Below are 24,318 nucleotides of genomic sequence, written 5' to 3' on the forward strand. Positions count from 1 at the left end.
GAGGATACAAAGGTCGTCCCCTCTCCCCGCCTCTTCGACAAGCTCAGGACGGGGAGAGGGCTAGGGTGTGGGGCAAGGCTGCACGATCAAAGCTCGACGCATCAAGCCTTCGACACCAGCGTCGGCTGCAGGGCGCCGGAAACGTTCGGCGTAACCTTCAGGCTCGATTTATAAACGATCGGCTGGGCATATTGCAGCAACGGGATCACGTAGCCCTGCTCGGCGATATATTTGATCGCCGCTTTCCAGCCGGCGATGCGCTTGGACTCGTCCTTTTCCACCCAGAGCGGCCCCAGCATGTCGTCGACATCCTTGGTTTTCCAGGCTGAGTGCGGCGAGGGGCCGAACATGGCGAAGCCGGTCGAGGTCGTCGGATCGCCGATGGCGTTGCCCCAGTTGTAGAAGGCGGCTGGGCCGAGTTGATGGGCGGCGCGCAGCTCATAATGCTTGGCGATTTCGTAAACTTCGATCTCAGCCTCGATACCGACCTTGCGCCACATGCCGACGATCGCCTGGATCATCTCGTAATCCTTCGGCTTGAAGCCGCGGGTCGTCTTGATGGTGAATTTCACCGGCTTGTCCGGCGAATAGCCGCTGGCGGCCAGGAGCTTTTTGGCCTGTTCCGGATCGTAAGGGATTTTGACTGACGCGTCGTAGGCTTCGTACTCCGGCGCCTCCAGTGTCGATAGCGGCTTGCCGTAGCCGCGCAGCAGCCGCTTGATGATCGCTTCCTTGTCGATCGCCATATTCGCGGCGAGGCGGACATTCTTGTCGAGCATCGGATCGACATTGCTGATGAAGATCATGCCGATATCGGAGATTGGGGTGGCGACGCCCGCAAGACCGGATTTCTTCTTCAGCCGGTCGAAATCCTCATAGGGGATTTCCAGCGTCACGTCGGACGAACCGGACTCGATTTCGGCGACACGGCTCGTCGTGTCCGGCACGAACTTGAAGATGACGGTATCGAAGGCGGGCTTGCCGCCGAAATAGTTCGGGTTTGCCTTCAGGCGCAGATAGGAATTGCCCTCATAGGCATCGACCATATAGGGGCCCGTGCCGATCGGCTTCTTTTCGAAGCCCTGCGCGCCCGCCTTGGTGTAATAGTCCTTGGGCAGGACATAGCCGGTGAGAAAGGCCATCCATTTGAAATAGGTCGGCTCGAAACGGACGACATCGCCGGTGATGCGGTTGCCTTCCACCTTGTAATTGTTGGCGGTCGACCAGATGAACTGGATCGGGTTGCCGGTGTCCTGCTTGGCGGCGCGCTCCAGCGACCAGACGACGTCATCCGGTGTAAACTTGGAGCCGTCGTGCCAGGTCACACCTTCGCGAACGTCCATCCAGACTTTTGTCTTGTCATCGTTCCAGCCCCAGGCCGTCAAAAGGCCCGGCTGGAACTTCAGGTCCGGTCCCTGGCCGATATACTGGTCGAAGATCGAGCGATAGATCGCCTGGATCGTCGGATTAACGGCCGACGGGCCTGTCGTCGGATCGAAAGAGGGCAAATTGACGTTGAAAGCGATGGTCAGTGTGCCGGCTTCCGCTGCTTCCACAGGCGTTCTGCCGGCTAAAATCCCAGTCATGAATGCGGCTGCGCCGAGGCTCAGGGCCTCGCGCCGAGTAAGCGTTGTCATGGTCACTCCGTTCCCCTGTTAAGCGACAGAAAAGCATGACGCCCAACTGCCGCTGGCGATTTATTGTCGGAATGTTTTAATCTTAAAATACATATTTTGGAGCGGCAAGCGCTTTCTCTGGTGCTTCCGTAAAATCCCGGTCCGCAATTCTTACTCGGCTTCACATGTTCGCATAAATTTTATGCATACGCATACATTTGAGTGCAACGGAGATATCCGAGTCAACAATAACGGCTGGCGTCAGCATATTGCTGCCCAGCCGATATCGCAAAATGATGCGGCGATATCGCATAATTGTTCGTTGACAGTTCAAGGAAGTTCAAAATATGATTTTGCAAATGATTTAAAACAAGCCCGCAAGGGTAAAGGGGTAACGTCATGGCCGAGCGATCGTTTGCGCGCGAGGTCGAGGATCTGAAGCTCGGGGAAGGCGATATCTTCCGCGGCGAGGGTATTCTCGCGATCACCAAGGCACTTCTGCAATCCGGTGTCTCCTATGTCGGCGGCTATCAGGGCTCGCCGATCTCCCATCTCATGGACGTGCTGGCTGACGCCAAGGATGTGATGCAGGATCTGGGCGTCCATTTCGAGACCTCGGCCTCGGAGGCCGCCGCCGCCGCCATGCTCTCCGCCTCCGTCATGTATCCGGTGCGCGGCGCCGTCACCTGGAAATCAACGGCGGGCACCAATGTCGCCTCCGATGCGCTTTCCAATCTGTCTTCGGGCGGGGTGACTGGCGGCGCGCTCATCATTATCGGCGAGGATTACGGCGAGGGTTCCTCGATCATGCAGGAGCGCAGCCATGCCTATGCAATGAAATCGCAGATGTGGCTGCTCAATCCGCGCCCTAACCTGCCGTCGATCGTGCAGGCGGTGGAAGAGGGCTTCGAGCTTTCGGAAGTGTCGAACACGCCCGTCATGCTGCAGGTCGGGATCCGTAGCTGTCATGTCCATGGCCAGTTCGTCGCCAAGGACAACAAGCGGCCGGCCTATACGCTGAAGCAGGCGCTGGAAAATCCGGTTCGCGACGTCAACCGTATCGTCCTGCCGCCGGCCTCCTTCCTGCATGAGAAGGAAAAGCTGGAGAAGCGCTGGCCGGCTGCCGTTGACTTCATCAAGAAACGCCAGCTCAACGAGTATTTCGGCCCCTCGGAGGGCGATGTCGGCATCATCCTGCTTGGCGGCATGTATAATGGCGTGCTGCGCGCGCTGCAGCAGCTCGGCCTTGCCGATGTCTACGGCAACTCCGCCGTGCCGCTTTATGTCTTGAATGTCGCCTATCCGCTTGTGGATGACCAGATCGCTGAGTTCTGCGCCAGCAAGAAGGCGGTGCTGATGGTGGAGGAGGGGGCGCCCGAATATATCGAGCAATCCCTAAATACCATCCTGCGCCGCCGCGATATCCAGACCAAGGTCGCTGGCAAGGACGTGCTGCCGATGGGCGGCGAATATACCGCGCCGGTGCTGATGAAGGGCATCAAGAACTTTCTGGAAGTTCACCAGCGTGTGCTGCTCGGCAACCAGCCACCGCTGCCGGATCCGACGCTTGTTCTCAACGACCCGAAGATCAAGGCGCTAGCCGAAGTCGTGCCGCCGCGGCCGCCCGGTTTCTGCATCGGCTGTCCGGAGCGGCCGATCTTCGCTGCCATGAAGATGGTCGAGGGCGAACTCGGCCAGCATCATATCTCCGGCGACATCGGCTGCCACCTCTTCTCGATCCTGCCGCCCTTCAATATCGGCAGCACGACCATGGGTTACGGGCTGGGACCGGCCGCGGCCTCAGCCTTCAATGTCGAAGCCGACAAGCGCGTGATCTCCGTCATGGGCGACGGAGGCTTCTGGCACAACGGGCTTGCGACCTCGGTCGGCAATGCCGTCTTCAACAAGCAGGATGGCGTCATCCTCGTCGTCGACAACTATTACTCGGCGGCGACCGGCGGGCAGGACATACCCTCTTCGCGCGCTCTCAATCCGCGCCGCAAAACCAACAATTCCATCGTCAATGCCGTCAAGGGCATCGGCGCGACCTGGGTGCGTCAGATCGATCGGACCTATGATGTCGCGAAGATGCGCGATACGCTGCGCGAGGCTCTGACCTCGAAGGAGCCGGGGCCGAAGATCATCGTTGCCTCCTCGGAATGCATGCTCAACAAGCAGCGCCGCGTGAAGCCGCAATTCGCGAAGGCTGTCAAGGACGGCAAGCGCATGGTCAAGGAACGCTTCGGCGTGGACGAGGATGTCTGCACCGGCGATCACGCCTGCATCCGCCTTTCCGGCTGTCCTTCGCTGTCGGTCAAGCATACCGATGATCCGCTGAAGGACGATCCGGTGGCGGCGATCGACAATAATTGCGTGGGATGCGGCAATTGCGGCGAGGTCTCGGAGGCGGCGGTGCTCTGTCCCTCCTTCTACCGGGCCGACATCATTCACAACCCGACGGGTTGGGATCGGTTCGTCGCCCGCATGCGTTCCAGCATCATCGGCTGGCTGCAGGCGCGTCGCCGCGCTGGCCGCATCGTCTTTTCAGATTGAGAGGGCGAGATGAACGAACATGTGAGCATGAATGATCTCGGCGCTGCCAGGCTTTCTACGGATAAGCCGCTGTCGCTCGCCATTCTCGCCATGGGCGGGCAGGGTGGCGGTGTCCTGGCCGACTGGATCGTCGGCCTTGCCGAAGCCGAAGGCTGGATGGCGCAGACGACCTCTGTGCCCGGCGTTGCCCAGCGGACGGGCGCGACGATCTATTATATTGAAATGCTGCCGGCGAAGGATGGCCACGCGCCGATCTTCTCTCTGATGCCGACGCCGGGCGATGTCGATGTCGTCATGGCGGCCGAGTTGATGGAAGCCGGCCGCTCCGTGCTGCGCGGCTTAGTCACGCCGGACAAGACGCTACTGATCGCCTCGACGCATCGCTCCTTTGCGGTTGCCGAAAAGGAAAAGCCGGGCGATGGCATCGGCAATGCCGAGGTGGTGGTCGATGCCACGGATTTCGCCGCCAAGCGCACCATCGCCTTCGATATGGAAACGATGGCCGTCAGGAACGGCAGCGTGATTTCCGCTTCCATGTTCGGCGCTTTGGCTGCCTCCGGTGCGCTGCCCTTCGGCAAGCAGGCTTTCGAGGCGATGATCCGCGCCGGCGGCAAGGGTATCGAGCCCAGCCTCAAAGCGTTCAATGCCGCCTTCGACCGGGTCAAGGAGAAGCCGCGCGATGCGGTTTCCGCAACGCCGCCGAAGCATTTCGATGCGCTGCCTGAGACGGCGGGTCATCCGGCCCTGGATCGCCTCGTCAACCGCATCCGCTCCGAATTTCCGGAGGTTGCCTGGCCGCTATTGTTTGCAGGCGTCAAGAAGCTGACCGATTATCAGGATCCGGCCTATGCCGATGAGTATCTGAGCCGCGTCGCGGCACTTCATGCGCTGGATCGCAAGGGCGGCGGTGCGAACAAGGATTTCGCCTTCACCGTGCAGGCGGCGAAATATGTCGCAGTCGCCATGGCTTATGACGACGTCATACGCGTTGCCGATCTGAAGGTGCGTGGCTCGCGCTTCGAGCGCGTGCGCAAGGAAGTCGGCGCCAAGGACGACCAGATCGTCTACATGACCGAATACATGCATCCGCGCATGGATGAGGTCTGCGGCACGATGCCGAAGGGTATGGGACTCTGGATTGAAAGCCGGCCGCGCCTGTTTGCCCGGTTCGACCGCTTCATCAACAAGGGACGCCGGGTTCAGACCGCTACGCTGTTTTGGTTCCTCGGCCTCTACTTGGTCTCGGCGCTGCGGCGCTTCCGTCGCGGCACGCTGCGGCATGCGCGCGAGGTGGAGCATCGCGAGGCCTGGCTGGCAGCCGCATCCAATCTGCTGGCTGCGAATTACGATCTTGCCGTCGAGGTGCTCGGCAATCGCCGCCTCGTCAAAGGCTATTCCGATACGCATGCACGCGGTCTTTCCAAGTTCGATCGCGTCATGTCGGCGCTGCCGCTCCTGCGCGAGCGCGAGGATGGAGCCGCGTGGATGCGACGGCTGCGGCAGGCTGCACTTCTGGACGAAAAGGGTACGGCGCTCGACGGAGCGCTCAAAACGGTCGGGACGCTCTGACACGACCACGCCGGACGCAAATAATATCGGCCAAGACCGACAATTCCAAAAGGGAACAGTCGCATGGACACTCTTCGAAATGGCGCTGCGAAGGACCTTTCAAGTCCTCGCGGCGGTGAGATCTCGCATGCCAGAAGCCTCGTCGTCGTGCTCATCTGCTGGCTGGCGATCTTTGCGGAGGGCTACGATGTCGGCGTTCTCGGCGCCATTCTGCCGGCGCTGTCCACCGACAATGTCTGGCACCTCACGCCGCTCCAGCTCGGGGCCATGGGCAGCTACACCGTCTTCGGCATGCTTGTCGGTGGCATTGTCGTCGGTACGCTCAGCGATCTCTACGGCCGCAAGCCGATGTTTCTCGCCTGCCTTTCGCTTTTTGCCGTCTGCACGGCTGTCACCGCATGGTCACCGACGCCAACATGGTTCGGTGTCAGCCGTTTTGCCGCCGGTCTTGGCCTCGGCGGCATCATTCCGTTGGCGGCGGCGCTAACCATCGAATATTCGCCGACCGCGAAGAAGAATCTCAATTACGGCATCATGTATTCCGGCTATTCGCTGGGCCTGTTTGCCGCTGCGCTCGTCGGTAGATGGTTATTGCCGGATTATGGATGGCGGCCGGTCGTTCTTATCGGCGCGCTCCCGGTATTGTTCGTGCCTATTATGGCATGGTTGCTGCCCGAGTCGCTTGATTTCCTCGTTGCGAAGGGGCGAGGCGAGAATGCGAGGCGGCTTGCTGCCCGGCTTGGCGTTCCCGTCCCTGCGGGAAGCGCGCCCAGGGAAACTGGCCTCGGCTGGCGCGTAGTGTTGGGCGAGATCTTTTCGCCGAGAAACGCCTTCGCCACCGCCTGCTTCTGGATCGCACTGTTCATGGGGTTGCTCCTCGTCTACGGGCTGGCCCAGTGGCTGCCGCAGATCATGCGCAAGAGTGGTTATGATCTCGGCGACAGCCTGCTCTTCCTCGCCGTCTTCAGCTTCACCTCGGCGATCGGCGGCATCGTGCTTGGCCAATGGGCGGATCGTTTTGGCGTGCGGTTGACCGTGACGCTATCCTATCTGCTTGGCGCCGTCGGTATAGCGCTTCTCGCTTTCAAGGGATCCATCTGGCTGAACTACACGGTCGTCGCCATTGCCGGTTTCGGCACGGTTTCGGGATCGCTGATCCTCACCGGCTATCTTGCCGCTTATCTGCAGCCTTTCGTGCGGGCAGCCGGCACCGGCTGGGCGCTGAGCTTTTCGCGCATCGGCGCGCTTTCCGGCCCCTTGATGGGTGGATACATCGCCAGCCTGAATGTCGGCCCGGAATGGAATTTCTATATTTTCGCCATTGTTGCCGCCATCGCGGCATTGGCAACGGCGTTGATACCGAACAGGCGGTGATCCGAACCGGAGCGGAATCTATCAGGCCGCTCAGATCTCGTGCTTCCTGATATTGTGCAGCACCTTATGCAGGGTCGAGATGAAGGTGCGGTATTCTGCTTCATCGACGCCGTCGAACATCTGCAGGAAGAGGTCGTACATGGTCGGCCACACCTTTTCGAAGGCGGCGCGGCCCTCCTCGGTGATGGAGACATCGCGGATGCGCATGTCTTCGGCCCGCGGCTGGCGGCGGATGTAACCCTGCTGCTCCAGCGAATCCAGGGTGCGGCTCATCGTCGATTGCTCGGTCACGGCGAAGACGGAAAGCTCGTTGATGGTGACGCTGGACGAGACGCTGAGGACGGCGAGCGCCCGCATCTTGGCGGTCGTCATATCGTATTCGCGCAGCTCTTCCGAAAGATTGGCGTTCCAGCGCGCCATCAGCCTGTTCATGAGATAGGGCGCGAAGTGATTGAGGCCGATTTCGCCCATGGTCGGGCGCTTCGCGTTCTCATCCCGCTTGCGCCTCAAAATGGTGCCTGAAAACCGTTCCTCCATCGACGAAATTCCTCCTCCGGAAACGTGTTACTTCAGCGATGATGCGAGCAGGAAGCCGGAGCCCCCACCAAGGCCTGCACCGGGATGCGCCGAAGCGCCGATGTGGTAGAGGCCCGATATGTGGGTGCGGTGGTTAACAGATGACTTGAAAGGACGCCAGATGAAAAGCTGGTCGATGCCGCAATAGCCGCCGTAGGGATCGCCGCCGACAAGGTTCATGTTCATCGCCTCCAGATCGCCAGGAGAATAGGCGCGGCGCGCGAGTTTTATGCCGGAGAAGTTCTCGATATGGCTGGATAGAAGCGCCTCAATACGGTCGGCATAGCGCTCGCGCACCTCTTCCGTCCAGCGGCCGTCCCTTGGCGTTTCGATCTCGCCGGCGGCATCTCCTTTGATATGGCGCGGCGCTTCGGGAAGCTGCAGCCAGAGGATCGATTTTCCTTCTGGTGCGCGGCTGGGATCAAGCGCGACAGGCTGCCCGACGCAGACCGTCGGTTCGGCCGGCAGAAGCCCGCGCTCACATTCGTTGGCGGCGCGCGAGACGCCGTCGAGGCCGGGGGTGAGGTGCAGCAGTGCCACCTTGCCGAGTTCGGCATTGGCCTTCCAGCGCGGCGGCTCGGAAAGCGCATAGTGGATCTGCATATCGCCCTTGCCGTAGCGGTAACTGGCAACGCCTGATTTGACCTCCGGCGGCAGCGGATCCGGCCAATCCTTCATCAGCCGCTCGTAAAGCTGATTGGGTGTGACCGAGCAGATTACGCCGGCCTTTGCTCTCAAGGTTTCGCCGTTCGCAAGACGTATGCCATCGGCACTGCGATTGGCGTCCGGAATGATGGCCTCGACATCGGCACTCACGCGAATCTCGCCGCCATTGTCGGTGATCAACCGTTCGAAGGCCGTCAGCAGTTTTTCGGCGCCACCCTTGACGATCGGCGCGCCGCCCAATTCCAATGCGAAGCCGATCACCTTCAGCATTTCGGCGGAATAGGAGCTTTCGGGCCCAAGGCCGCAATGAAGCACCCACGGCGCCCAGAGCGCATGGATATCCTCGGACCTGTAGCTGGTTTCGAGATAGCCGCGTGCCGGCGTCAAAGCATCGCCAAACCAGGCAGCGAGCTTGCGCAGGCCACGGTTCCAGCCCTGCTTGCCGATGGTCTTGAGCATCGATCCCGACCACAATGCACCGCCGAGCAGCGAAAACAGGAATGGCGCATCTGCGGCCAGCGCATCCATTTCGCGCGCGAAGGTTTGCCCATCGCCGAGCGACAGTTCATCGAAGGTGGCGATATTGCGCCGCCGGTCCTTGGAAAAGATCACATGCGAACCGCCAGGTCTCAGCACGCCCGTGGGGAGGTCGGCATGGACGAATTCCAGGCCTCGTGCCTCGAGATCCTTGCCGATGGCGCCATAGGCCGGCGAAGTGAGGAAAAGCACCATGGTCGTTGCCATGACGTCGTGGATGAAGCCGGGCTCGGTGATCTCCTCGGTGCGCAGGCAGCCGCCGATGCGGTCGTTGCGCTCAAGGACAAGAACCTTGTGCCCCTTTTTGCCGAGCATGGCGGCTGCGACGAGCGCATTTATGCCGCTGCCGACGATGATGTAGTCATGATCGCCCATTGCTGCCGCCCCTCACTGGCAAGATGAACAGAAAGGAGGAGCCTGCCCCAGGCTCCTGCCTCTCCAGCCTATCATGCAATCAATGCCAGTGCGCGAACCGGCGAGCCGGTGCCCTTGACGAACTTCAACGGCGCAGCGATGAGAACAGCGCCCTTGGCCGGAAGCTGGTCGAGGTTCGAGAGGCTGGCGAGGCCATAGCGATTGGCCTTGTGCATGAGGTTGTGCGCCGGGAAAGGCGGGTTCATGCCGCCGGCGGAACCGGCATCGGTGCCGATGGTCTCCTGGCCCCAACCGATAATGCCCTTGGTGAGCAGATATTCGATCGCTTCGGCCGTCGGGCCGGGGGAATGCGGGCCGTTTTCATCGGCATTCAGGAAGGTCTCGGTCGAGCCGTTACGCTTGTACCAGTCGGTACGCAGCAGTACCCAGCTGCCGGCTTCGATCGCGCCGTTCTGGGCTTCCCATTCCTTGATGCTGTCGACCGTCAGCAAATAATCGGGGTTGGCGGCGGCTTCCTTGGAGCGGTCGATGACGTTGACCGGCGCCACAAAATTCTGCGGCGGAATGGTGTCCGTCGTGTTGTTCGGATGGTCCTTGCCGGTGATCCAGTGACAGGGCGCGTCGAAATGCGTGCCGGTATGCTCGCCGAGCTCCAGCCAGTTCCAGGCCCAGAAGGGGCCGTCCTGATTGTATTCCGAGATCGTATGGACCTTGACGTTCGGCGTGTTCTTGCCGAACTGTGGCGGCAGGTAGAGCACCGGAGTATCCGGACCGAGCGGCGCGGTGAGATCGACGACCTTGACGGAGCCCGAAAGAAGGGCCGAGGCGAGGCTGGCGAGTGTGGTGGCTGTCATATTTTGCGTTCCCCTTGTTGTTGCATGATCCATGCAAAGAGCCTTTTTGTGGGTCTTTTGTTCAGGATCAGGCATGAAGTTGGTATCGCCAGGCGTGGGGTGCCTTTCCTCCTGGCACCGGCTCCGCGCGGCGGCGGAATAAGGGGAGCCTATGTCACAATATATGATATTGCAAGCATTCCGCTGGGGTTCGCGGAGCCAATTTTGGCCTGAGATCAGCGGCCGTCATGAGTTTGTAAACTGCTGAAGTAAAACGGAATTCTTCTAGGTAATTCGGCAAAACACCATCATTGGTTGCTTTTGCCTCTTGTGACTCGCGCCAACAGATACTTGAAGCTTAAAACTCAAAATGTATGCATGTGATAATAATAATCACAAACCAAAAAGGGGCAGATGATGAGCTACGATGCGATCATAGTCGGGGCCGGCCACAATGGCCTGGCGGCGGCGGTGCATTTGGCCGCCAAGGGCTGGAAGGTTGCCGTCATCGAGGGAAATGCAGAGCCTGGCGGTGCCGTCAAGACTCGTGAGGTGACGCTGCCCGGCTTCCGGCATGATCTTTGTGCCATGAATCTCTCCATGTTTGCCGGCTCGGCCTTCTTTGCGCAATATAAGAACGAGCTTTCGGCCGAAGGGCTGGACTTCATACCTGCAGCGGATTGTTTCGCTAGCGTGTTTCGCGACAACACCTATCTCGGCGTCAGCACCGATCTGGAAAAGACCGCTGGCGCCATCGCCGATATCTCACCGCAGGATGCTGCAGCCTGGCGCAATATGCTCTCTACGTTCGGTGCGGATGCCCCGCATATTTTCGGCCTGCTCGGCTCGCCCATGCCATCCCTGGCCGCCGCCAGGGTTGTCTGGAAGGCTTGGCGCGAAAAGGGAATGGGCTGGATTTATGACACCGCGCGTATGCTCTTTGCCTCGCCGCGCGATTTTCTCGATGCCCGTTTCCAGAATACCAAGCTCAAGACGATGATGGCCGCCTGGGGGCTGCATCTCGACTTTGCGCCCGATGTCGCCGGCGGTGCGCTGTTTCCCTATCTCGAATCCATGGCCAATCAGGCCTTCGGCATGGTGATCGGCAAGGGCGGAGCCGATACGATCATCAAGGCAATGGCGGCCGTGCTGACGAGCAAGGGCGGTGAGCTGATGCTGGGTACGCGCGTCGACAAGATCGTCACGTCGGGCGGCAGGGCAACCGGTGTTGTTCTCGCCGACGGGCGCCGGTACGAGGCGAAGCGGGCCGTTATCGCCAATGTCCATCCGCAGATCCTGTTCGGTAAGCTTCTGGACCAGGACCCGTCACGCCGGGAGTTCGACGGCAAGGTGTCCCGCTTCCGGGCCGGACCCGGCACGATGATGATCCATCTGGCGCTGTCTGGCCTTCCGCATTGGACGGCAGGCCAGGCGCTGCAGAATTTCGCCTATGTGCATATCGCGCCGGATCTCGAAATGATGTCGCGCGTCTATGCCGAGGCGATGGGCGGGCTTCTGCCGGCGGAGCCTGCGCTCGTGATCGGGCAGCCGACGGCCATCGACCCGTCGCGCGCGCCGGCCGGACAGCATGTGCTCTGGATACAGGTGCGTGTCCTGCCGGCGGAATTCCGCGGCGATGCCGCCGGCGAGATCACCGGCACAAGCTGGGACGAGATCAAGGATGCCTATGCCGAGCGTGTCCTCGATATCATCGAGCGCTATGCCCCAGGCTTGCATGGCAAGATACTTGGCCGTTCAGTCTTTTCGCCCGTCGATCTCGAACGCGAGAACCCGAACCTCGTCGGCGGCGACAATCTCTCGGGCAGTCATCATCTCGACCAGAATTTCCTGTTCCGCCCCGTTGCCGGCTATTCGCGATACAGGACGCCCGTGGCATCGCTTTACATGTGCGGGGCTTCGACATGGCCGGGCGCCGGAACCGGCGCCGGCTCCGGCTTCATGCTGGGGAAAATGCTGGCAAAGTGACAGTTATGCGACTTGACGGCCAAACCTTTGACATTTCAAATATCGTCCCCTAGATCGCTTAGATTGATGATGCGGAATGATAGGCCGAGGCGACGTCATGACAGAGTCCGAGAGTGCAACCGTTGACCTGGAGATCATTGTTCAGGGAGCGCAGGAAGGCAAAAAACTGGAGCTGCGGCTCTGGCTGCGCATGCTTTCGACGACGAAGCTGATCTCGCAGGAAATTCGTCGCCGGCTGCGCAACGAGTTCGGCGCGACCTTGCCGCAATTCGACCTGATGGCGCAGCTTTATCGCGAGCGGGAGGGTCTGCGGCTCGGGGAGCTTTCGAAGCGCACCATGGTCACCAACGGCAATGTCACCGGACTGGTCGAACGGCTGGAAGCGGATGGCCTCGTGCAGCGCGTGACGCCCGATGGCGACCGGCGCGTGACGGTCGCCAAGCTCACGGCGAAGGGCGAGACCCAATTCAGCGCCATGGCTGCCGCTCATGAAGGCTGGCTGCGCGACATGATGGCAGATGTGGAGCCCGCAATCGTTAGCGAGCTGTGGCAGGATATCGGTGCGGTGAAATCATCCGTCAGCAATCATCTTTCAGGTGTCGATTTCGATTGATGCTGGCCCTTATCTGGCACGTTCGCTCTTGAACTTCTTTTCAAGCACGCTGACGAGGCGGACCATCGGCCAGAGCAGGATGATGTAGATCAGCGCGGCCATGATCAGCGGCGATGGGTTGGCGTAGAAGCCTTGGGCGTTCTGCCCTTCTTTCAGCAGTTCCGGCAAAGCCACGGTCGAAGCAAGCGACGTATCCTTGAACATCGATACGCAATTGCTCGTCGTCGGTGGGATGACGATGCGGACCGCTTGCGGCAGCACGACCTTGTAGAGCGTGATCAGGAAGGGAATGCCGAGAGCGGCGGCCGCCTCGAACTGGCCGCGCGGCACGCTTTCGATTCCTGAGCGGAAGACTTCGGCCGAGTAGGCGGCCAGCACGATCGAGAAGCCGAGGATCGCCGACCACCATGCGGAAAAGCTGATGCCGACGAAGGGTAGCGCGTAATAGATCAGGATCAGCACGACCAGCATCGGCATGGCGCGCATGATGTCGATATAGGCGATCATCAGGAGCTGCAGCGGCTTGGGGGCATAGAGGCGCACCAGGCTGACGACGAGGCCGCCGGTGACGCCGATCAGGATGCTGACCACGCCGAGGGCGATGGTCATCCAAAGCCCGCGTAGCAGCTGCGGGAAGGCCGAGATCATGACGTCGGAATTGAAGAAGGTATCGACGAAAGACATTGGCACTCCCGCGTGCGAAACGAAGACGAGGTTTCCTGCATCCACGCCGGTCGTCGCGACCGGCGCAGTCTCATTTCAATAATGATCTTTTGATCACGCTTTGGGGATCGGCAGTTCGGTCACGGTGGAGGAGCCCGCAGGCGCTTTGCTGCCGAACCACTTCTCGTGGATCTTATCCAGCGTGCCGTCCTTCTTCATCGCGGTGATCGCATCGTTGATCTTGGCGACGAGTGGCGAATCCTTGGTCATCATCAGGCCGTATTGTTCGCCGGTCTTGATGCGATCCTTGATGGCGAAGCCCTTGGTCTTGACGAAGAGATACTGCATGCCCGGGATGTCGCTGACGACGGCGTCGATGCGGCCTGCGCCGAGATCAAGGAACATGTCCTGCTGCGAGTTGTAGCCCTTGACGTCGGCAAAACCCTGCGCGGCCTTGTTGTCGTTGGCCCATTTTTCACCCGTGGAACCCGAAAGTACGCCGATAGTTTTGCCCTTGAGATCGGCAAGCGCCTTGATCGCGCTGCCATCCTTGGCGGCGACGCCCATATCGGAGTCGTAATAGGGCTGGGTGAAGGACTGCGACTTCAGGCGTTCCGGCGTAATCGTGATGGACGAGATCGCCACGTCGATGCGCTTGGAACTGGTTGCCGCAAACAGGGCCTGAAAGCCGTAGTCGGCGATATTAGTGGTCATGCCGGCGCGCTTGGCCGCTTCGTTGACGATGTCGACCTCGAAGCCTTCGAAGCTGCCATTCGCGGTCTTGTATTCGAAGGGCGGGTTGTTGGGATAGGAGCCGACGTTCAGCACATCGGCGGCATAGGCGAAGTGGCTTCCGCCGGCCAGGCCGACGGCGGTCGCGAGGACCAGCAGACTGCGACGAGTAATGGGCATTTTCTTGGTCTCCCTCTGGTTATGGCTGCGGGCTTTTCCTCTCACCCGCGGGGTATTCCGTCCGCCCGACCGGCGGCCGTATCATGTCATGGTGTTGACCATGCGATCGAGCGCGATGCGCATCTGTTCGGTGTCGCGGAATGTGCACATGCGCAGGAACGCGCGTGATGCCTCGCCAAAGTGATATCCAGGCGCCAGGCCGACGCGGGCCGTTTCAAGAATGCGCTCGCACAGCGCCGTTGCGTCGGGCTCGCCCTGCAGTGCGAAGAAGGCATACATGCCGCCGCGCGGCTTTTCCGGCAGGATAATGCCGGGTATTTTCGGCAGCTTCTCATAGGCTAGATCGAGGCCCGTCTTGATGCGCCCGCGGATTTCTGAAACCAGCGGCTCGCCTTCACGAAGGGCGGCGGCGGCACCGGCCTGAACCATGGCCGAGGTGCCGCTGTTGATATACTGCGTCATGGCGCCAAGCTGGTCGGCAACGGCAGATGGGTGTGTCAGCCAGCCGACGCGCCAGCCGGTCATCGCCCAGGCTTTCGAGAAGCTGTTGATCGCGATGACGCGATCGCCATCCTCGGCCACTTGCAGGATCGAAGGGGCAATGTCGCCATCGAAATAGAGGCGGGCATAGACCTCATCGGAAATGATCCAGATGCCGGTGCGGCGGCTGAAATCCAGCAGTGCCTGCATTTCCTCGCGCGACGCTGTCCAGCCCGTGGGGTTGGAGGGCGTCGACAGGAAGATGGCGCGGGTGCGGGCATCGCAACGGGCAAAAAGCTTGTCGAGATCGAGGCGCCAATCGGTATCGAAATCGAGTGACACAGCGCGGGGCTCGCCGCCGATCAGATGGATGGCGTTATGGATGTTCGGCCATTGCGGCGCGACATAGACGACATTGGTGCCGACATCGACGAGCAGTTCAAGCGCCATGTAGAGCGCCTGCATGCCGCCGGGGGCGACCGTCGTGCGTTCGATCGGGATGGGGCGGCCGTGCCAATGCGTCTGATAGTCGGATAAGGCTTCGTTCAGCGTCGCCAACCCGCGCATATTCGGAACGTAGAAAGTTGCGCCGTCGTCGAGCGCTTTCTTCGCAGCATCGCGGATGAACTCCGGCGTCACGATATCGCCTTCGCCGAACCAGAGCGGAATGACGCCGCCGAGTTCGCGGGCGCGCTTGGCGAGCACGGCGATATTGTCGGTGCGCATGTCGCGGATCTGGGCGCGAATGCCTTCAAGAGCATCGCGGCCCGTCATCGCGTTCGGCAGGTTATGCTGCGGTAGAGACAAGAAATTTCCCCTGGGAATTCTGTATTGGAGGGTTCAAACGGCTGCGGCAGCTTTCACTTGAGCAACCCCTCAATTTCGAATGGTTATCCAAAAGCCGTCGTATTTCAAGGACAAATTTTAAGCTTAAAAAGTCTGGCGTCTTGCTCGATTTTCTATTGCCCCTCGAAGTGGTAACACTCTGAAAGAGATCATCTTTCTTTCGTCTCCTTCATATGCTTGACCTGTTTCGCGGCATCGACACCGGCGGCCAGACTGGCGCCGAGAAACATCGTGTCGCTCGCGAGAATGAAGAAGCTGATACCGGCTTCGAACCATGCGCCGATATCATCGGGCGAGGGGCGGAAGATGCCGACTGCGCGGCCGGCGGCCAAAGTGGTTTCGGTGATGGTTCTGATCGCCGCATCGAGCCTGTCCTTGCCGGTTGGTCCCATGGCGTCGATCGAAACGGAGAGATCGCCGGGGCCGATGAAGATGAGGTCGACGCCGTCAACGGCGACGATCTCGGCTATATTGGCAAGCCCCTCGGCCGTCTCGACCTGGATCGCAAGCAGCAGTTCTTCATTGGCTTTCGCGAGATAGTCCGGAATGCGGTAGCCATAGGCGGCTGCACGACCCGGGCCGACGCCACGGGCACCGAGCGGGGGATAGCGGGTGGCCTTGACGGCGGCGCGCGCCTGTTCCGCCGTTGAAACGCGCGGCACGAGAACGCCTGCAGCGCCGGCATCCAGGACGGTTGCGATATCCTCAGCCGTATGGCCGGGCACGCGGACCATGGCGGGAACGCGATGGACATCGGCGGCGCGGATCAGATCCTCGATGCGTTCGCGGCTGATCTGCGAATGCTCCCAGTCGATGCAGAGGAAATCGATGCCGGAGGCTGCCGTGACTTCGATGGCGACCGGATGCGGAATAGCCGCAAACGTACCAATCAGCAGCTTCTGCTCGATACAGTTCCGGCGGAAATCGCTCATCGTCATCCTCATTTTAGCGGTCTCCCGACGAGGGATAGACCGAAAGATACAACTGCGAAACGGCAATCTGTTCTGCGTTCAGAACAGCTTTTCGTGCCATCAAGCAGCGGCACGGAAGCATTGCGGTGGCGGAGTTGTTCGGGCGCCGCCACCGCTCTGAGGCACGGCTTACTTGCGACGCGCCATGATCTCGGTCAGGACCGCGTCGAACCGCGCGATCTCTTCGACCTTGTTATAATGCACCAGCGACACGCGGATGGCACCCGTTTCCATGGACAAGCCAAGGCGCTTCATCAGGCGTGGTGCGAACATGTGGCCGTCACGCAGGCCGATGCGCTGCTTGCCCATCTCGTCTGCGAATTCCTGCGGCGTGATGCCCGGCATGTTGAAGCAGATCGTGGGAACGCGTTGCTCCAGGCGGTTCTCGTCGGAGATGCCGTAGATGGTGGCACCGTGGCGCTTCAACACGGCAATCATCTCGCGCGACAGCATCTGTTCGTATTGGCGGATTGCGCCCATGGCGGCGGCGAGCGCCTCGCGACGGCTGTGGTTGCCATCAGGCAGGAACCGACGGCCGAGCGCTTCGAGATATTTGACCGCCGCGTTCATGCCAGCGACGTTCTCATAGGTGAAGGTGCCGACCTCGATCTTATAGGGCGGGACGTCCGGAATGAAGTCTTCCTTGAATGTGGGAAGCTTGACCAGCGCGTCGTAGCGGCCCCAGAGGAAGCCCATATGCGGCGAGAAATTCTTGTAGCCGGAGCAGACGAGATAGTCGCAACCCCAGGCCTGCACGTCGATCAGGCCATGCGGGCCGTAATGGACGCAATCGAGGAAGGTTTCGGCGCCGGCTGCCTGTGCCAGTTTGCAGACGGCTGCGACATCGACGATCGTGCCGATGGAATGCGCGGTGACGGTACAGGCGACGAGGCGGGTCTTGTCGTTCAGCAGCGGCTTCAGATCTTCCACATGCAGTGTGCCGTCCTCGCGCATGCGCCACCAGACGATCTTGGCGCCATCGGCCTCCAGCGCCATCCAGGTTGCGATGTTGGCATCGTGATCCATGTCGGTGACGACGATCTCGTTGCGTTCGCCGAGCAGCTTGGCAATGCCGAGGCTGACAAGACGGATGAAGGAGGTGGCGTTCTGGCCGAAGGAGATTTCTTCCGGGCGATAGGCATTGACCAGCATGGCGACGCTTTCGCGGGCTTCTTCCAGATTGCGGTCGACACCCTGGCTGTGCTGGTATTTCGCCATGCGCTGGACGTTGAAATCGATGAGGTGATTGGCAACAGCATCGACGACAGACTGCGGCACCTGCGCGCCGCCCGCATTATCGAGAAAGACGAAATCGCCCGCCTTCCGGATGGCGGGGAACATGGCACGAACCTCGTCGACCGGGAAGCTGTTGTGAGCGGCGAATTGCGATGCGGAAGCGGCGGAGCTCATGGGATCTCGCTCTGGATGTTGGGATTGGAACCTCAATTTTGATCATTTGATCACAAAATACTTTAAGGTTCAACCAAATTTCTGATTCTCTTCTAGCAAGCTTAGCGGCGGCCGGAGCCTTTGCGCGGCTCGTCCTGCGTGGTCGGGCAATAATCCTGCAGGATTTCGTGGGTGCGTCTAATATCGGCGACGACGCCGTCGCGAGCTGCGGCGAAGTCTCCCGCCTTCAACGCCTTGACGATGGCAACATGCTCGCCGGCAGGGTCAAGCTCGCCGCTGCGCATCAAAGGTTCGACGGAGGCTGAGAGCATGCGCATATAGGGGCCGAAACGCAGCCATAAGGTCTCGATCAGCTGCAGCAGTACCTCGGAGCCAGAGGCGCGGTAGATGGTGAAGTGGAACTGCTGGTTCTTGGCCATCAGGTCGTAGATGTTGGCGCCGAGGCCGATCACATGCTGCTCGCCGGCGATGCGTTCCAGTGCGGCGATATCTGTAGGGGTCAGGTTCGGGATGCCGAGCTCGGCGGCGAGCCCTTCCACGGCGATGCGGGCGCGGCAGAGATCGTCCAGGCGGGCAAGCGTGACGATAGGGATGCGGGCCGAGCCATTGGCGGCAATCTCAAGCGCATTTTCGGCCGCCAGCCGGCGCAGGGCTTCGCGCACCGGCATATTGCTGGTGCCGAAGGTTTCGGCGAGCGAGGCGATGGTCAGCGTCTGGCCGGGATCGAAATTGCCTGCCATCAGCGCGTTTCGCAGCTGCTGATAGACGCTCTCCTGGATCGTCGTTCTGGAGGACACCGGTTCCAGGGCTATGCGCACGCTTGTTTCCTCTCCGTCTTTCGGGACTCGTTCATGGTAGAACGAAGGGTGGGCGGAAGGAAAGGGTTCTCTGAGCGGCGGTCAGGCTTCCTCGGTCTCCCAGCCTTCGTCATCGGCCGGGCCATTCTTCGTCCGAGGCTTGTGTAAGCCGAGCCCAACGCCGATGAGGGCGAGTGCCCCGCCGATAGCGTGATAGGAATACAGTTGTTCTCCAAGCAGCGCCCAGGCCAGCACTGCAACGACGATTGGCAGGAGATTGATCAGCAGCGACGTCCGGCCTGCTCCGAGCCTCTGAATGCCGATCATCCAGCAGAGGGGCGCGAGGAGAGAGGTCGGGATCGCGGCATAGAGGATCAGCGGCAGGTTGGCCGTGGTGATCGGCGAGATATCGCCCATCAGGAAGATCGGGATCAGCAACAGGGTTGAAAAGCCGATCTGCCAGAAAAGCTGCTGCCACATCGGAAACGGCATCGCCCACCGTCTCAGCATCACGCCATAAAGCGCATTCGAAAGGACGGCAACGATCATCAGGCCATCGCCGATATGGAATCCGCCATTCGCAAGACGCATCGGATCGCCCTGCGATGTCAAATAGACGAGTCCGATCAATGAAATGCTGCCGCCCATAAGGCTTGTCGCAGTCAGTTTTTCAGCGGCCAGCAGGCTTGCGAAAAACGTCGACAGCAACGGCATCAGAGCAACAATGACGCCCATGTTGACGGCGGAAGTCGTCTTAGCTGCCTCATAGGCAAGGCTCTGGTAGATCACCATGCCGAGTGCGCCGAGAACGGCAAGCTTTAGCCAGTACTCGCGTATCAGCGCGCGGTTGCGCCATGCCGCCCGGCCGACGAAGGGCAGGAGGACGATGAATGCGAGCAGCCAGCGGTAGAAAGAGATGGAACCTGGAGATATCACGCCGGCGGATGCCTTGGTGACAACGGTATTGCCGGACCAGATGAGCACCGTCAGCAGGGGCGCGAGCCCGGCGGTGCTTATTATGGATGCGGAAGCATTCTGCTCGGTGCTCATATGAATAGTCTCTGCGTCTTCTGGCTTCTGGCGAAACAAAGGAAGGCGGATAGGGCTCGCCGTCCCGAAGGTCTTGTACCGCTTGTCCGAATTCCGGTATATAACGAGATTAAGACAAGTGGTAGTGAAATGAGGACATGTCCAGCAGGCCTCCACGCATCGAGGGCGATCCGCCGAACCCGGTTTCCTTCCGAACCGAGAACTATCGGGCGGGTACGGTCTTTCCAAAAAAGAGCCAGCCCTGGGGCGAGCTCAATTATGCGCTTATCGGCGTCTGCGACTTCGATATTCAAGGCAGACGCTATTTGTCGCCGCCACATTATGCCATCTGGCTGCCGCCGGATACGATGCACGGTGCTTATAACCAGCACGATCTGCGCTATGTGACCGTCTATATCGAACGCGCCCTTTGCGCCGACCTGCCGGACAAACCTTCCACGCTCAGCATCAGCTCGCTGTTGAAGGCGATTCTGGCGGATTTCGCGGCCCGCGAGGTCACCATACCGGAAACGGCCGAAGATCTCAGGCTTGCACAGGTTCTGGTCGATCAGATTCGCCTGGCGCCGCGCTGCGAGAGCTATCTGCCGCTTTCCGACGATCCGCTGCTCGGTCCAGTCCTGAGCGCATTGCAGGCCGATCCCGGCGACCGGCATTCCCTGACGGAATGGGCGCGCCGGATGGGGACGACCGAGCGTACGCTGTCGCGCCGGTGCCAGGTGGATCTAGGCCTTTCCTTCAACGAGTGGCGGCAGCGATTGAAGCTCGTTGCCGCGCTGTCGATGATCGAGGCCGGTGAGCCCGTGTATCGGATTGCAGCGCAGTTGGGTTACGGCAATGCGTCGGCCTTCATCGCCATGTTTCGCAGACTGACTGGCACAAGCCCGACACAGATGCGCTAATTTCAGGTTTCAATCAAAACGATCTCCAGCTTGCGCAGTTCTTCCGGATCGGCCATCGCGTCGATGACGGTAATCATGCCATCTGCATTGAAGGTGCAACGAAGAGCGATGCGCAGCTGTCCGTCGATGACAACGATGGCACCCACCGCGCCGTTGATGACCGCCAGCCGCGCTCCCCGCGCACGGCCCTGGAAGGTCTTGGCGACATCCACGCGCCCGCGGATTTCGCCGGCCGCCCCCGTGCGGGCGGCAACCACATCCGGCCTGAAGATGGCTTGGGGATCGAGGACGGCGAGCAGCGCCTGCAGGTCGCCGTCACGCGAGGCTGTGAAGAAGGCATCGACGACGTGGCGCTGGCGGGTAAGGTCAGCCTCCGTTGTTGATGGCGTATTCTGCACACGGCGGCGGGCGCGGCTCGCAAGCTGGCGTGTCGCGACCGTCGTGCGCCCCAGAATCGGGGCAATGTCATCGAAAGGGACGTCGAACATATCGTGCAGGACGAAGGCGAGCCGCTCGGCCGGGTTCAGTTTTTCCAAGACGACCAGAAGAGCGAGGCCGACGGAGTCTGCCAGCAAGGCATCCTGTTCCGGGTCGATGCCGTTTCCTGCCTCAGGCGCCACCATCGGCTCGGGAGCATGGATCGTCAGCTGCTCCTCGCGGCGGGATTTGCGAGCTCGCAGCAGATCGAGGCAGATACGCGCCGTGACTGTTGTCAGCCAGCCGCTCAGATTTTCGACGTCAGACCTATCGCTCCTCATCAGGCGCAGCCATGCTTCCTGCACTGCATCTTCGGCCTCCGTGCGCGAGCCGAGCATGCGGTAAGCGACGGCGCGCAGATGCGGCCGGTTCGCTTCGAATTTTTCGGCCTGCCACTTTTTTTCGTCCATCGGTCACATCTCCTCATTCTGCTCCGTCAAACCCATGACGAACGAAATCCCGCCGGTGTGACATCGGATCGGCGGGAAAATGCATCGTCGGAAGATGAGCCGCAACAGGGCTCTCACAATCAGAGGAAAGAATTATGCAAGCTCGTATGAAGAACCCAGTCCTCGTTCTGCCCGAAACCTTGCAGGCGCTCTTGGCCGTCAGCAATTCGATTAAAGATCGCGGCTTGTCGGAAAACATCATGGATCTCGTGCATCTGCGGGTCAGCCAGATCAATGGCTGCAGCGTCTGCACCGACATGGGCTTTCGCAAGCTGCAGAAAGATGGCGAGACCATGGAGCGCATCGTCGGTGTCTCCGCGTGGCGCGAAATGCCTTATTTTTCCGATGCCGAACGCGCGGCTCTGGCGCTCGGAGAAGCGGTCACCCGACTTGCCGACCGGCCGGATGCCGTCACCGATGAAATCTGGAACGAGGCCGCAAGACACTACGACGAAAAGGCGCTCTCTGCCCTCATCGTCGCGATTGCGATCGACAACGTCTGGAATCGCTTGAACTCAACGGTCCGCCAGCAGGCTGGTGCTTCCTGGAACTGATTGTTCGCAATCGGCGCCACCTTCTTCCGAAAGAGTGAAGAAGGTGGTCTGCCTCTCAAGCTTCGCCGACCCGCGAGGTTGCCAGCAATTTCGCCAGCCAGTCGACGAAAACGCGCACCTTGTTGCTCAGATGCCGGTTGGGCGGATAAACGATGTGCATGGGCAATGTCGGCCGAGTCCAGCCGGAGAGGACCGGCACGAGGTCGCCCTTGGCAAGGGCGTCCCGCGCCATGAAGCTTGGAACCTGCGCGATGCCGAGACCGGTCATGGCTGCTTGCAAATAGCTGCGGCTGTCATTGACCGAGAGGATGTAGCGCGGAGTGATTTCCAACGACTCGTTGCCGCGCTCGAAGAGGAAAGGAATCGTGCGGCCGGTTTGCGCACGGAAATAGCTGACCGCGTAGTGACTGGTTTCCAACTCCTCCGGCCGTTCCGGGATGCCGTGCTTCTCGATGTAAAGCGGAGCGGCGCAGGTGACGAGATGGATCTCGCCGACACGACGGGCGATCAGCGACTGGTCGCTCGGCATGCCGGCTCGCAATGCGCAATCGACATTCTCGGCCAGATAGTCGACCAATCGGTCGCCGACGCCGAGGTCTATATGAATATCCGGATATCGCTGGTGGAAATCGCAAAGCGCCGGCATGACGATCTTTTCGGCGAAGGCGCCGGCCATTTCCACGCGCAGGCGGCCGCTTGGCAGGCTCTGCGAATTGCTGATGCTGCCGTCCAGTTCCTCAATCTCGGAGAGGATCTGAATCGCCCGCTCGTAATAGAGTGCGCCATCCGTCGTCACCATGACGCGTCGGGTCGTACGGTTGAGGAGTTTCGCGTGCAAATGCGCCTCCAGCGACTGGATGAGCGTCGTCACCGTCGCTTTCGGCATGGAGAGGGCGGCTGCGGCGCGGGTAAAATTGCCCGTCTCCACCACACGCGCGAATGCCCGCATTGCTGATAACTGGTCCATTCCATGATGTCCCTCGACCCGATGAAAAAGAGGTCGATTGTTTGTAATGGTGAATAGTCTGATCGAATATAGGCTACTTATTCTCGAAGCGGAATAACAATATGTTGTTTCGTAAGTTGTTGCAATGCGGCATGGGGGCGCCAAAGACCGCATTTCGAGAATATGGTCGCAAAGCGTGGTAAACCGCTTTTTGGATTGGAACATATTCGCTCGAGCAGACAGGGATTTGGGTCGATGAGTGCGCCGTGGAAAGATGTTGTGCTGGAAAACGTGCCAACGGGGCCGGTGGAAGCGCGGATCTACAACGGTGAAGGTTTGAAGAAGGCGGCACCCCTTGTGCTCTATCTGCACGGCGGCGCTTTTCTTGATACCTGTCACGCGACCAACAGGCCGGTGGCGGCAAGCCTCGCTGAGGCTGGGGCCATCGTGGTTGCGGCGGATTATACCAGCTGCAATCAGAATGCTTTTCCGAAGGTGCTGGAATGCGCCTACGGGCTTCTCGCCTACCTCAGCAACAAGCGGAACATGCTTGCGCTGGGCGGAGCGAAAAAATCGCTGCTGTTTGTCGCCGGAGAGGAATCGGGTGGCAATGTTGCAGCGGGCGTCGCTTTAAAGGCGCGCGATCAAATACCGGGTTCGTTGGACGGACAGGTTTTGATATCGCCTTTGCTTGATCCCTTCATGGGGTCGAAATCTTTCCTCCAGGCGGAGGAAAGCGGCATGCGCGAGCGCTGGACGGAGGGTTGGAACCGTTACCTGGGTTTCCTGGGCGGTGTCTGTCACCCCTATGCAGCGCCTCGATACTGTTCGCGGCTTTCGGGCCTCGCGCCGGCATTGGTGCTCACGGCCGAGGACGACCCGCTCCGCGACGAGAGCATGGAATACGGCAGTCGGCTGAAAGCGGCTGGCGTCCGTGTTCGCCAGCAAGTCCTTCCCGCCGGGACAGGCTGGCCCACTCTCTATGGCGGGCAGTCGAAGGACAAGCCTTCATGGCAGCAGGATATCTGCTGTTGTTTCAAGGGTTTTGTCGAAGACGTGCAGGCTTGATCGACTAGGGTATGCGGTCCGCGAGGGATGAGCGCGGATTGGACTGATGTCGAAGGCATGAGACCGGAGCGATGGTCACGCGGATGCGCGGTGCTTCG

General features: G+C 60.3%; 21 protein-coding genes. 8 read left to right on the forward strand and 13 right to left on the reverse strand.

From position 1 onward, the window contains the following. Nucleotides 1-101: 101 nt before the first annotated feature. Entirely contained in the window at nt 102-1,637 is a 1,536-nt protein-coding gene (locus FBZ99_RS06745) for an ABC transporter substrate-binding protein (protein ID WP_113330299.1), read from the reverse strand. 378 nt (nt 1,638-2,015) lie between these two features. Between FBZ99_RS06745 and FBZ99_RS06750 the strand changes: the two genes are divergently transcribed. From FBZ99_RS06750 to FBZ99_RS06760, 3 genes are all read left to right on the forward strand, one after another. Next, the gene (locus tag FBZ99_RS06750; protein WP_145632083.1) at nt 2,016-4,169 is read left to right on the forward strand and encodes a thiamine pyrophosphate-dependent enzyme; all 2,154 of its coding nucleotides are present in this window, start codon (nt 2,016-2,018) and stop codon (nt 4,167-4,169) included. 9 nt (nt 4,170-4,178) lie between these two features. Next, a complete protein-coding gene (locus tag FBZ99_RS06755) occupies nt 4,179-5,738 on the forward strand; it encodes an indolepyruvate oxidoreductase subunit beta family protein (RefSeq protein WP_145632087.1) in 1,560 nt (519 codons plus the stop codon). 63 nt (nt 5,739-5,801) lie between these two features. Next, complete coding sequence (locus tag FBZ99_RS06760) at nt 5,802-7,112, forward strand: MFS transporter (RefSeq protein WP_145632089.1); 1,311 nt, start codon at nt 5,802-5,804, stop codon at nt 7,110-7,112. A gap of 30 nt (nt 7,113-7,142) precedes the next feature. On the opposite strand, the gene FBZ99_RS06765 is transcribed toward FBZ99_RS06760, so the two are convergent. The 3 genes from FBZ99_RS06765 to FBZ99_RS06775 all read right to left on the reverse strand — a co-directional run bounded on the left by FBZ99_RS06765 (nt 7,143) and on the right by FBZ99_RS06775 (nt 10,120). Beyond that, entirely contained in the window at nt 7,143-7,649 is a 507-nt protein-coding gene (locus FBZ99_RS06765; RefSeq protein ID WP_113231756.1) for a MarR family winged helix-turn-helix transcriptional regulator, read from the reverse strand. A gap of 27 nt (nt 7,650-7,676) precedes the next feature. Beyond that, nucleotides 7,677-9,266: a phytoene desaturase family protein gene (locus tag FBZ99_RS06770; RefSeq protein ID WP_145632091.1), complete on the reverse strand. Its 1,590-nt coding sequence runs from the start codon at nt 9,264-9,266 to the stop codon at nt 7,677-7,679. Nucleotides 9,267-9,337: 71 nt separating this feature from the next. After that, nucleotides 9,338-10,120: a cyclase family protein gene (locus tag FBZ99_RS06775; RefSeq protein ID WP_113330294.1), complete on the reverse strand. Its 783-nt coding sequence runs from the start codon at nt 10,118-10,120 to the stop codon at nt 9,338-9,340. 393 nt (nt 10,121-10,513) lie between these two features. On the opposite strand from FBZ99_RS06775, the gene FBZ99_RS06780 reads away from it, so the two are divergent. Together FBZ99_RS06780 and FBZ99_RS06785 are read left to right on the forward strand one after the other, a co-directional pair. Next, entirely contained in the window at nt 10,514-12,085 is a 1,572-nt protein-coding gene (locus FBZ99_RS06780; protein ID WP_113330293.1) for a phytoene desaturase family protein, read from the forward strand. A gap of 97 nt (nt 12,086-12,182) precedes the next feature. Then, a complete protein-coding gene (locus FBZ99_RS06785) occupies nt 12,183-12,698 on the forward strand; it encodes a MarR family winged helix-turn-helix transcriptional regulator (protein ID WP_145632093.1) in 516 nt (171 codons plus the stop codon). 9 nt (nt 12,699-12,707) lie between these two features. On the opposite strand, the gene FBZ99_RS06790 is transcribed toward FBZ99_RS06785, so the two are convergent. From FBZ99_RS06790 to FBZ99_RS06820, 7 genes are all read right to left on the reverse strand, one after another. Continuing rightward, entirely contained in the window at nt 12,708-13,382 is a 675-nt protein-coding gene (locus FBZ99_RS06790; protein WP_113330292.1) for an amino acid ABC transporter permease, read from the reverse strand. A 93-nt stretch (nt 13,383-13,475) separates the two neighbouring features. Further along, nucleotides 13,476-14,273 carry an ABC transporter substrate-binding protein gene (locus tag FBZ99_RS06795; RefSeq protein ID WP_145632095.1) on the reverse strand — a complete coding sequence of 266 codons (798 nt, stop codon included), beginning with the start codon at nt 14,271-14,273 and terminating at the stop codon, nt 13,476-13,478. A gap of 81 nt (nt 14,274-14,354) precedes the next feature. Then, nucleotides 14,355-15,560 (reverse strand): pyridoxal phosphate-dependent aminotransferase, encoded by a 1,206-nt coding sequence (locus FBZ99_RS06800; protein WP_246661082.1) that lies wholly within the window; start codon nt 15,558-15,560, stop codon nt 14,355-14,357. 188 nt (nt 15,561-15,748) lie between these two features. Continuing rightward, nucleotides 15,749-16,531, reverse strand: a complete 783-nt coding sequence (locus FBZ99_RS06805; RefSeq protein WP_145632791.1) for an HpcH/HpaI aldolase family protein — start codon at nt 16,529-16,531, stop codon at nt 15,749-15,751. 168 nt (nt 16,532-16,699) lie between these two features. Beyond that, nucleotides 16,700-17,980, reverse strand: coding sequence for a cysteine desulfurase-like protein (locus tag FBZ99_RS06810; RefSeq protein ID WP_145632097.1), 1,281 nt, complete (start codon nt 17,978-17,980; stop codon nt 16,700-16,702). 101 nt (nt 17,981-18,081) lie between these two features. Beyond that, the gene (locus tag FBZ99_RS06815) at nt 18,082-18,798 is read right to left on the reverse strand and encodes a GntR family transcriptional regulator (RefSeq protein ID WP_145632100.1); all 717 of its coding nucleotides are present in this window, start codon (nt 18,796-18,798) and stop codon (nt 18,082-18,084) included. Nucleotides 18,799-18,879: 81 nt separating this feature from the next. Beyond that, nucleotides 18,880-19,827 carry a DMT family transporter gene (locus tag FBZ99_RS06820; protein ID WP_145632102.1) on the reverse strand — a complete coding sequence of 316 codons (948 nt, stop codon included), beginning with the start codon at nt 19,825-19,827 and terminating at the stop codon, nt 18,880-18,882. Between the two features lie 137 nt (nt 19,828-19,964). On the opposite strand from FBZ99_RS06820, the gene FBZ99_RS06825 reads away from it, so the two are divergent. Continuing rightward, nucleotides 19,965-20,726 carry an AraC family transcriptional regulator gene (locus FBZ99_RS06825; RefSeq protein ID WP_145632104.1) on the forward strand — a complete coding sequence of 254 codons (762 nt, stop codon included), beginning with the start codon at nt 19,965-19,967 and terminating at the stop codon, nt 20,724-20,726. A 2-nt stretch (nt 20,727-20,728) separates the two neighbouring features. Here FBZ99_RS06825 and FBZ99_RS06830 read toward each other — a convergent pair whose 3' ends face one another. Beyond that, on the reverse strand, nt 20,729-21,613 hold the full coding sequence (locus FBZ99_RS06830) for a sigma-70 family RNA polymerase sigma factor (RefSeq protein WP_145632106.1): 885 nt from the start codon (nt 21,611-21,613) through the stop codon (nt 20,729-20,731). A gap of 134 nt (nt 21,614-21,747) precedes the next feature. Here FBZ99_RS06830 and FBZ99_RS06835 point away from each other — a divergent pair, with 134 nt between their 5' ends. Continuing rightward, on the forward strand, nt 21,748-22,206 hold the full coding sequence (locus FBZ99_RS06835) for a carboxymuconolactone decarboxylase family protein (RefSeq protein ID WP_113330284.1): 459 nt from the start codon (nt 21,748-21,750) through the stop codon (nt 22,204-22,206). A gap of 55 nt (nt 22,207-22,261) precedes the next feature. On the opposite strand, the gene FBZ99_RS06840 is transcribed toward FBZ99_RS06835, so the two are convergent. Continuing rightward, entirely contained in the window at nt 22,262-23,173 is a 912-nt protein-coding gene (locus FBZ99_RS06840; RefSeq protein ID WP_095435644.1) for a LysR family transcriptional regulator, read from the reverse strand. A 234-nt stretch (nt 23,174-23,407) separates the two neighbouring features. Here FBZ99_RS06840 and FBZ99_RS06845 point away from each other — a divergent pair, with 234 nt between their 5' ends. Continuing rightward, nucleotides 23,408-24,220: an alpha/beta hydrolase fold domain-containing protein gene (locus FBZ99_RS06845; protein ID WP_069611753.1), complete on the forward strand. Its 813-nt coding sequence runs from the start codon at nt 23,408-23,410 to the stop codon at nt 24,218-24,220. Nucleotides 24,221-24,318: the final 98 nt, after the last annotated feature.

The sequence above is a fragment of the Rhizobium sp. ERR 1071 genome (genome assembly GCF_007828675.1).
Lineage (GTDB): Bacteria > Pseudomonadota > Alphaproteobacteria > Rhizobiales > Rhizobiaceae > Rhizobium > Rhizobium dioscoreae.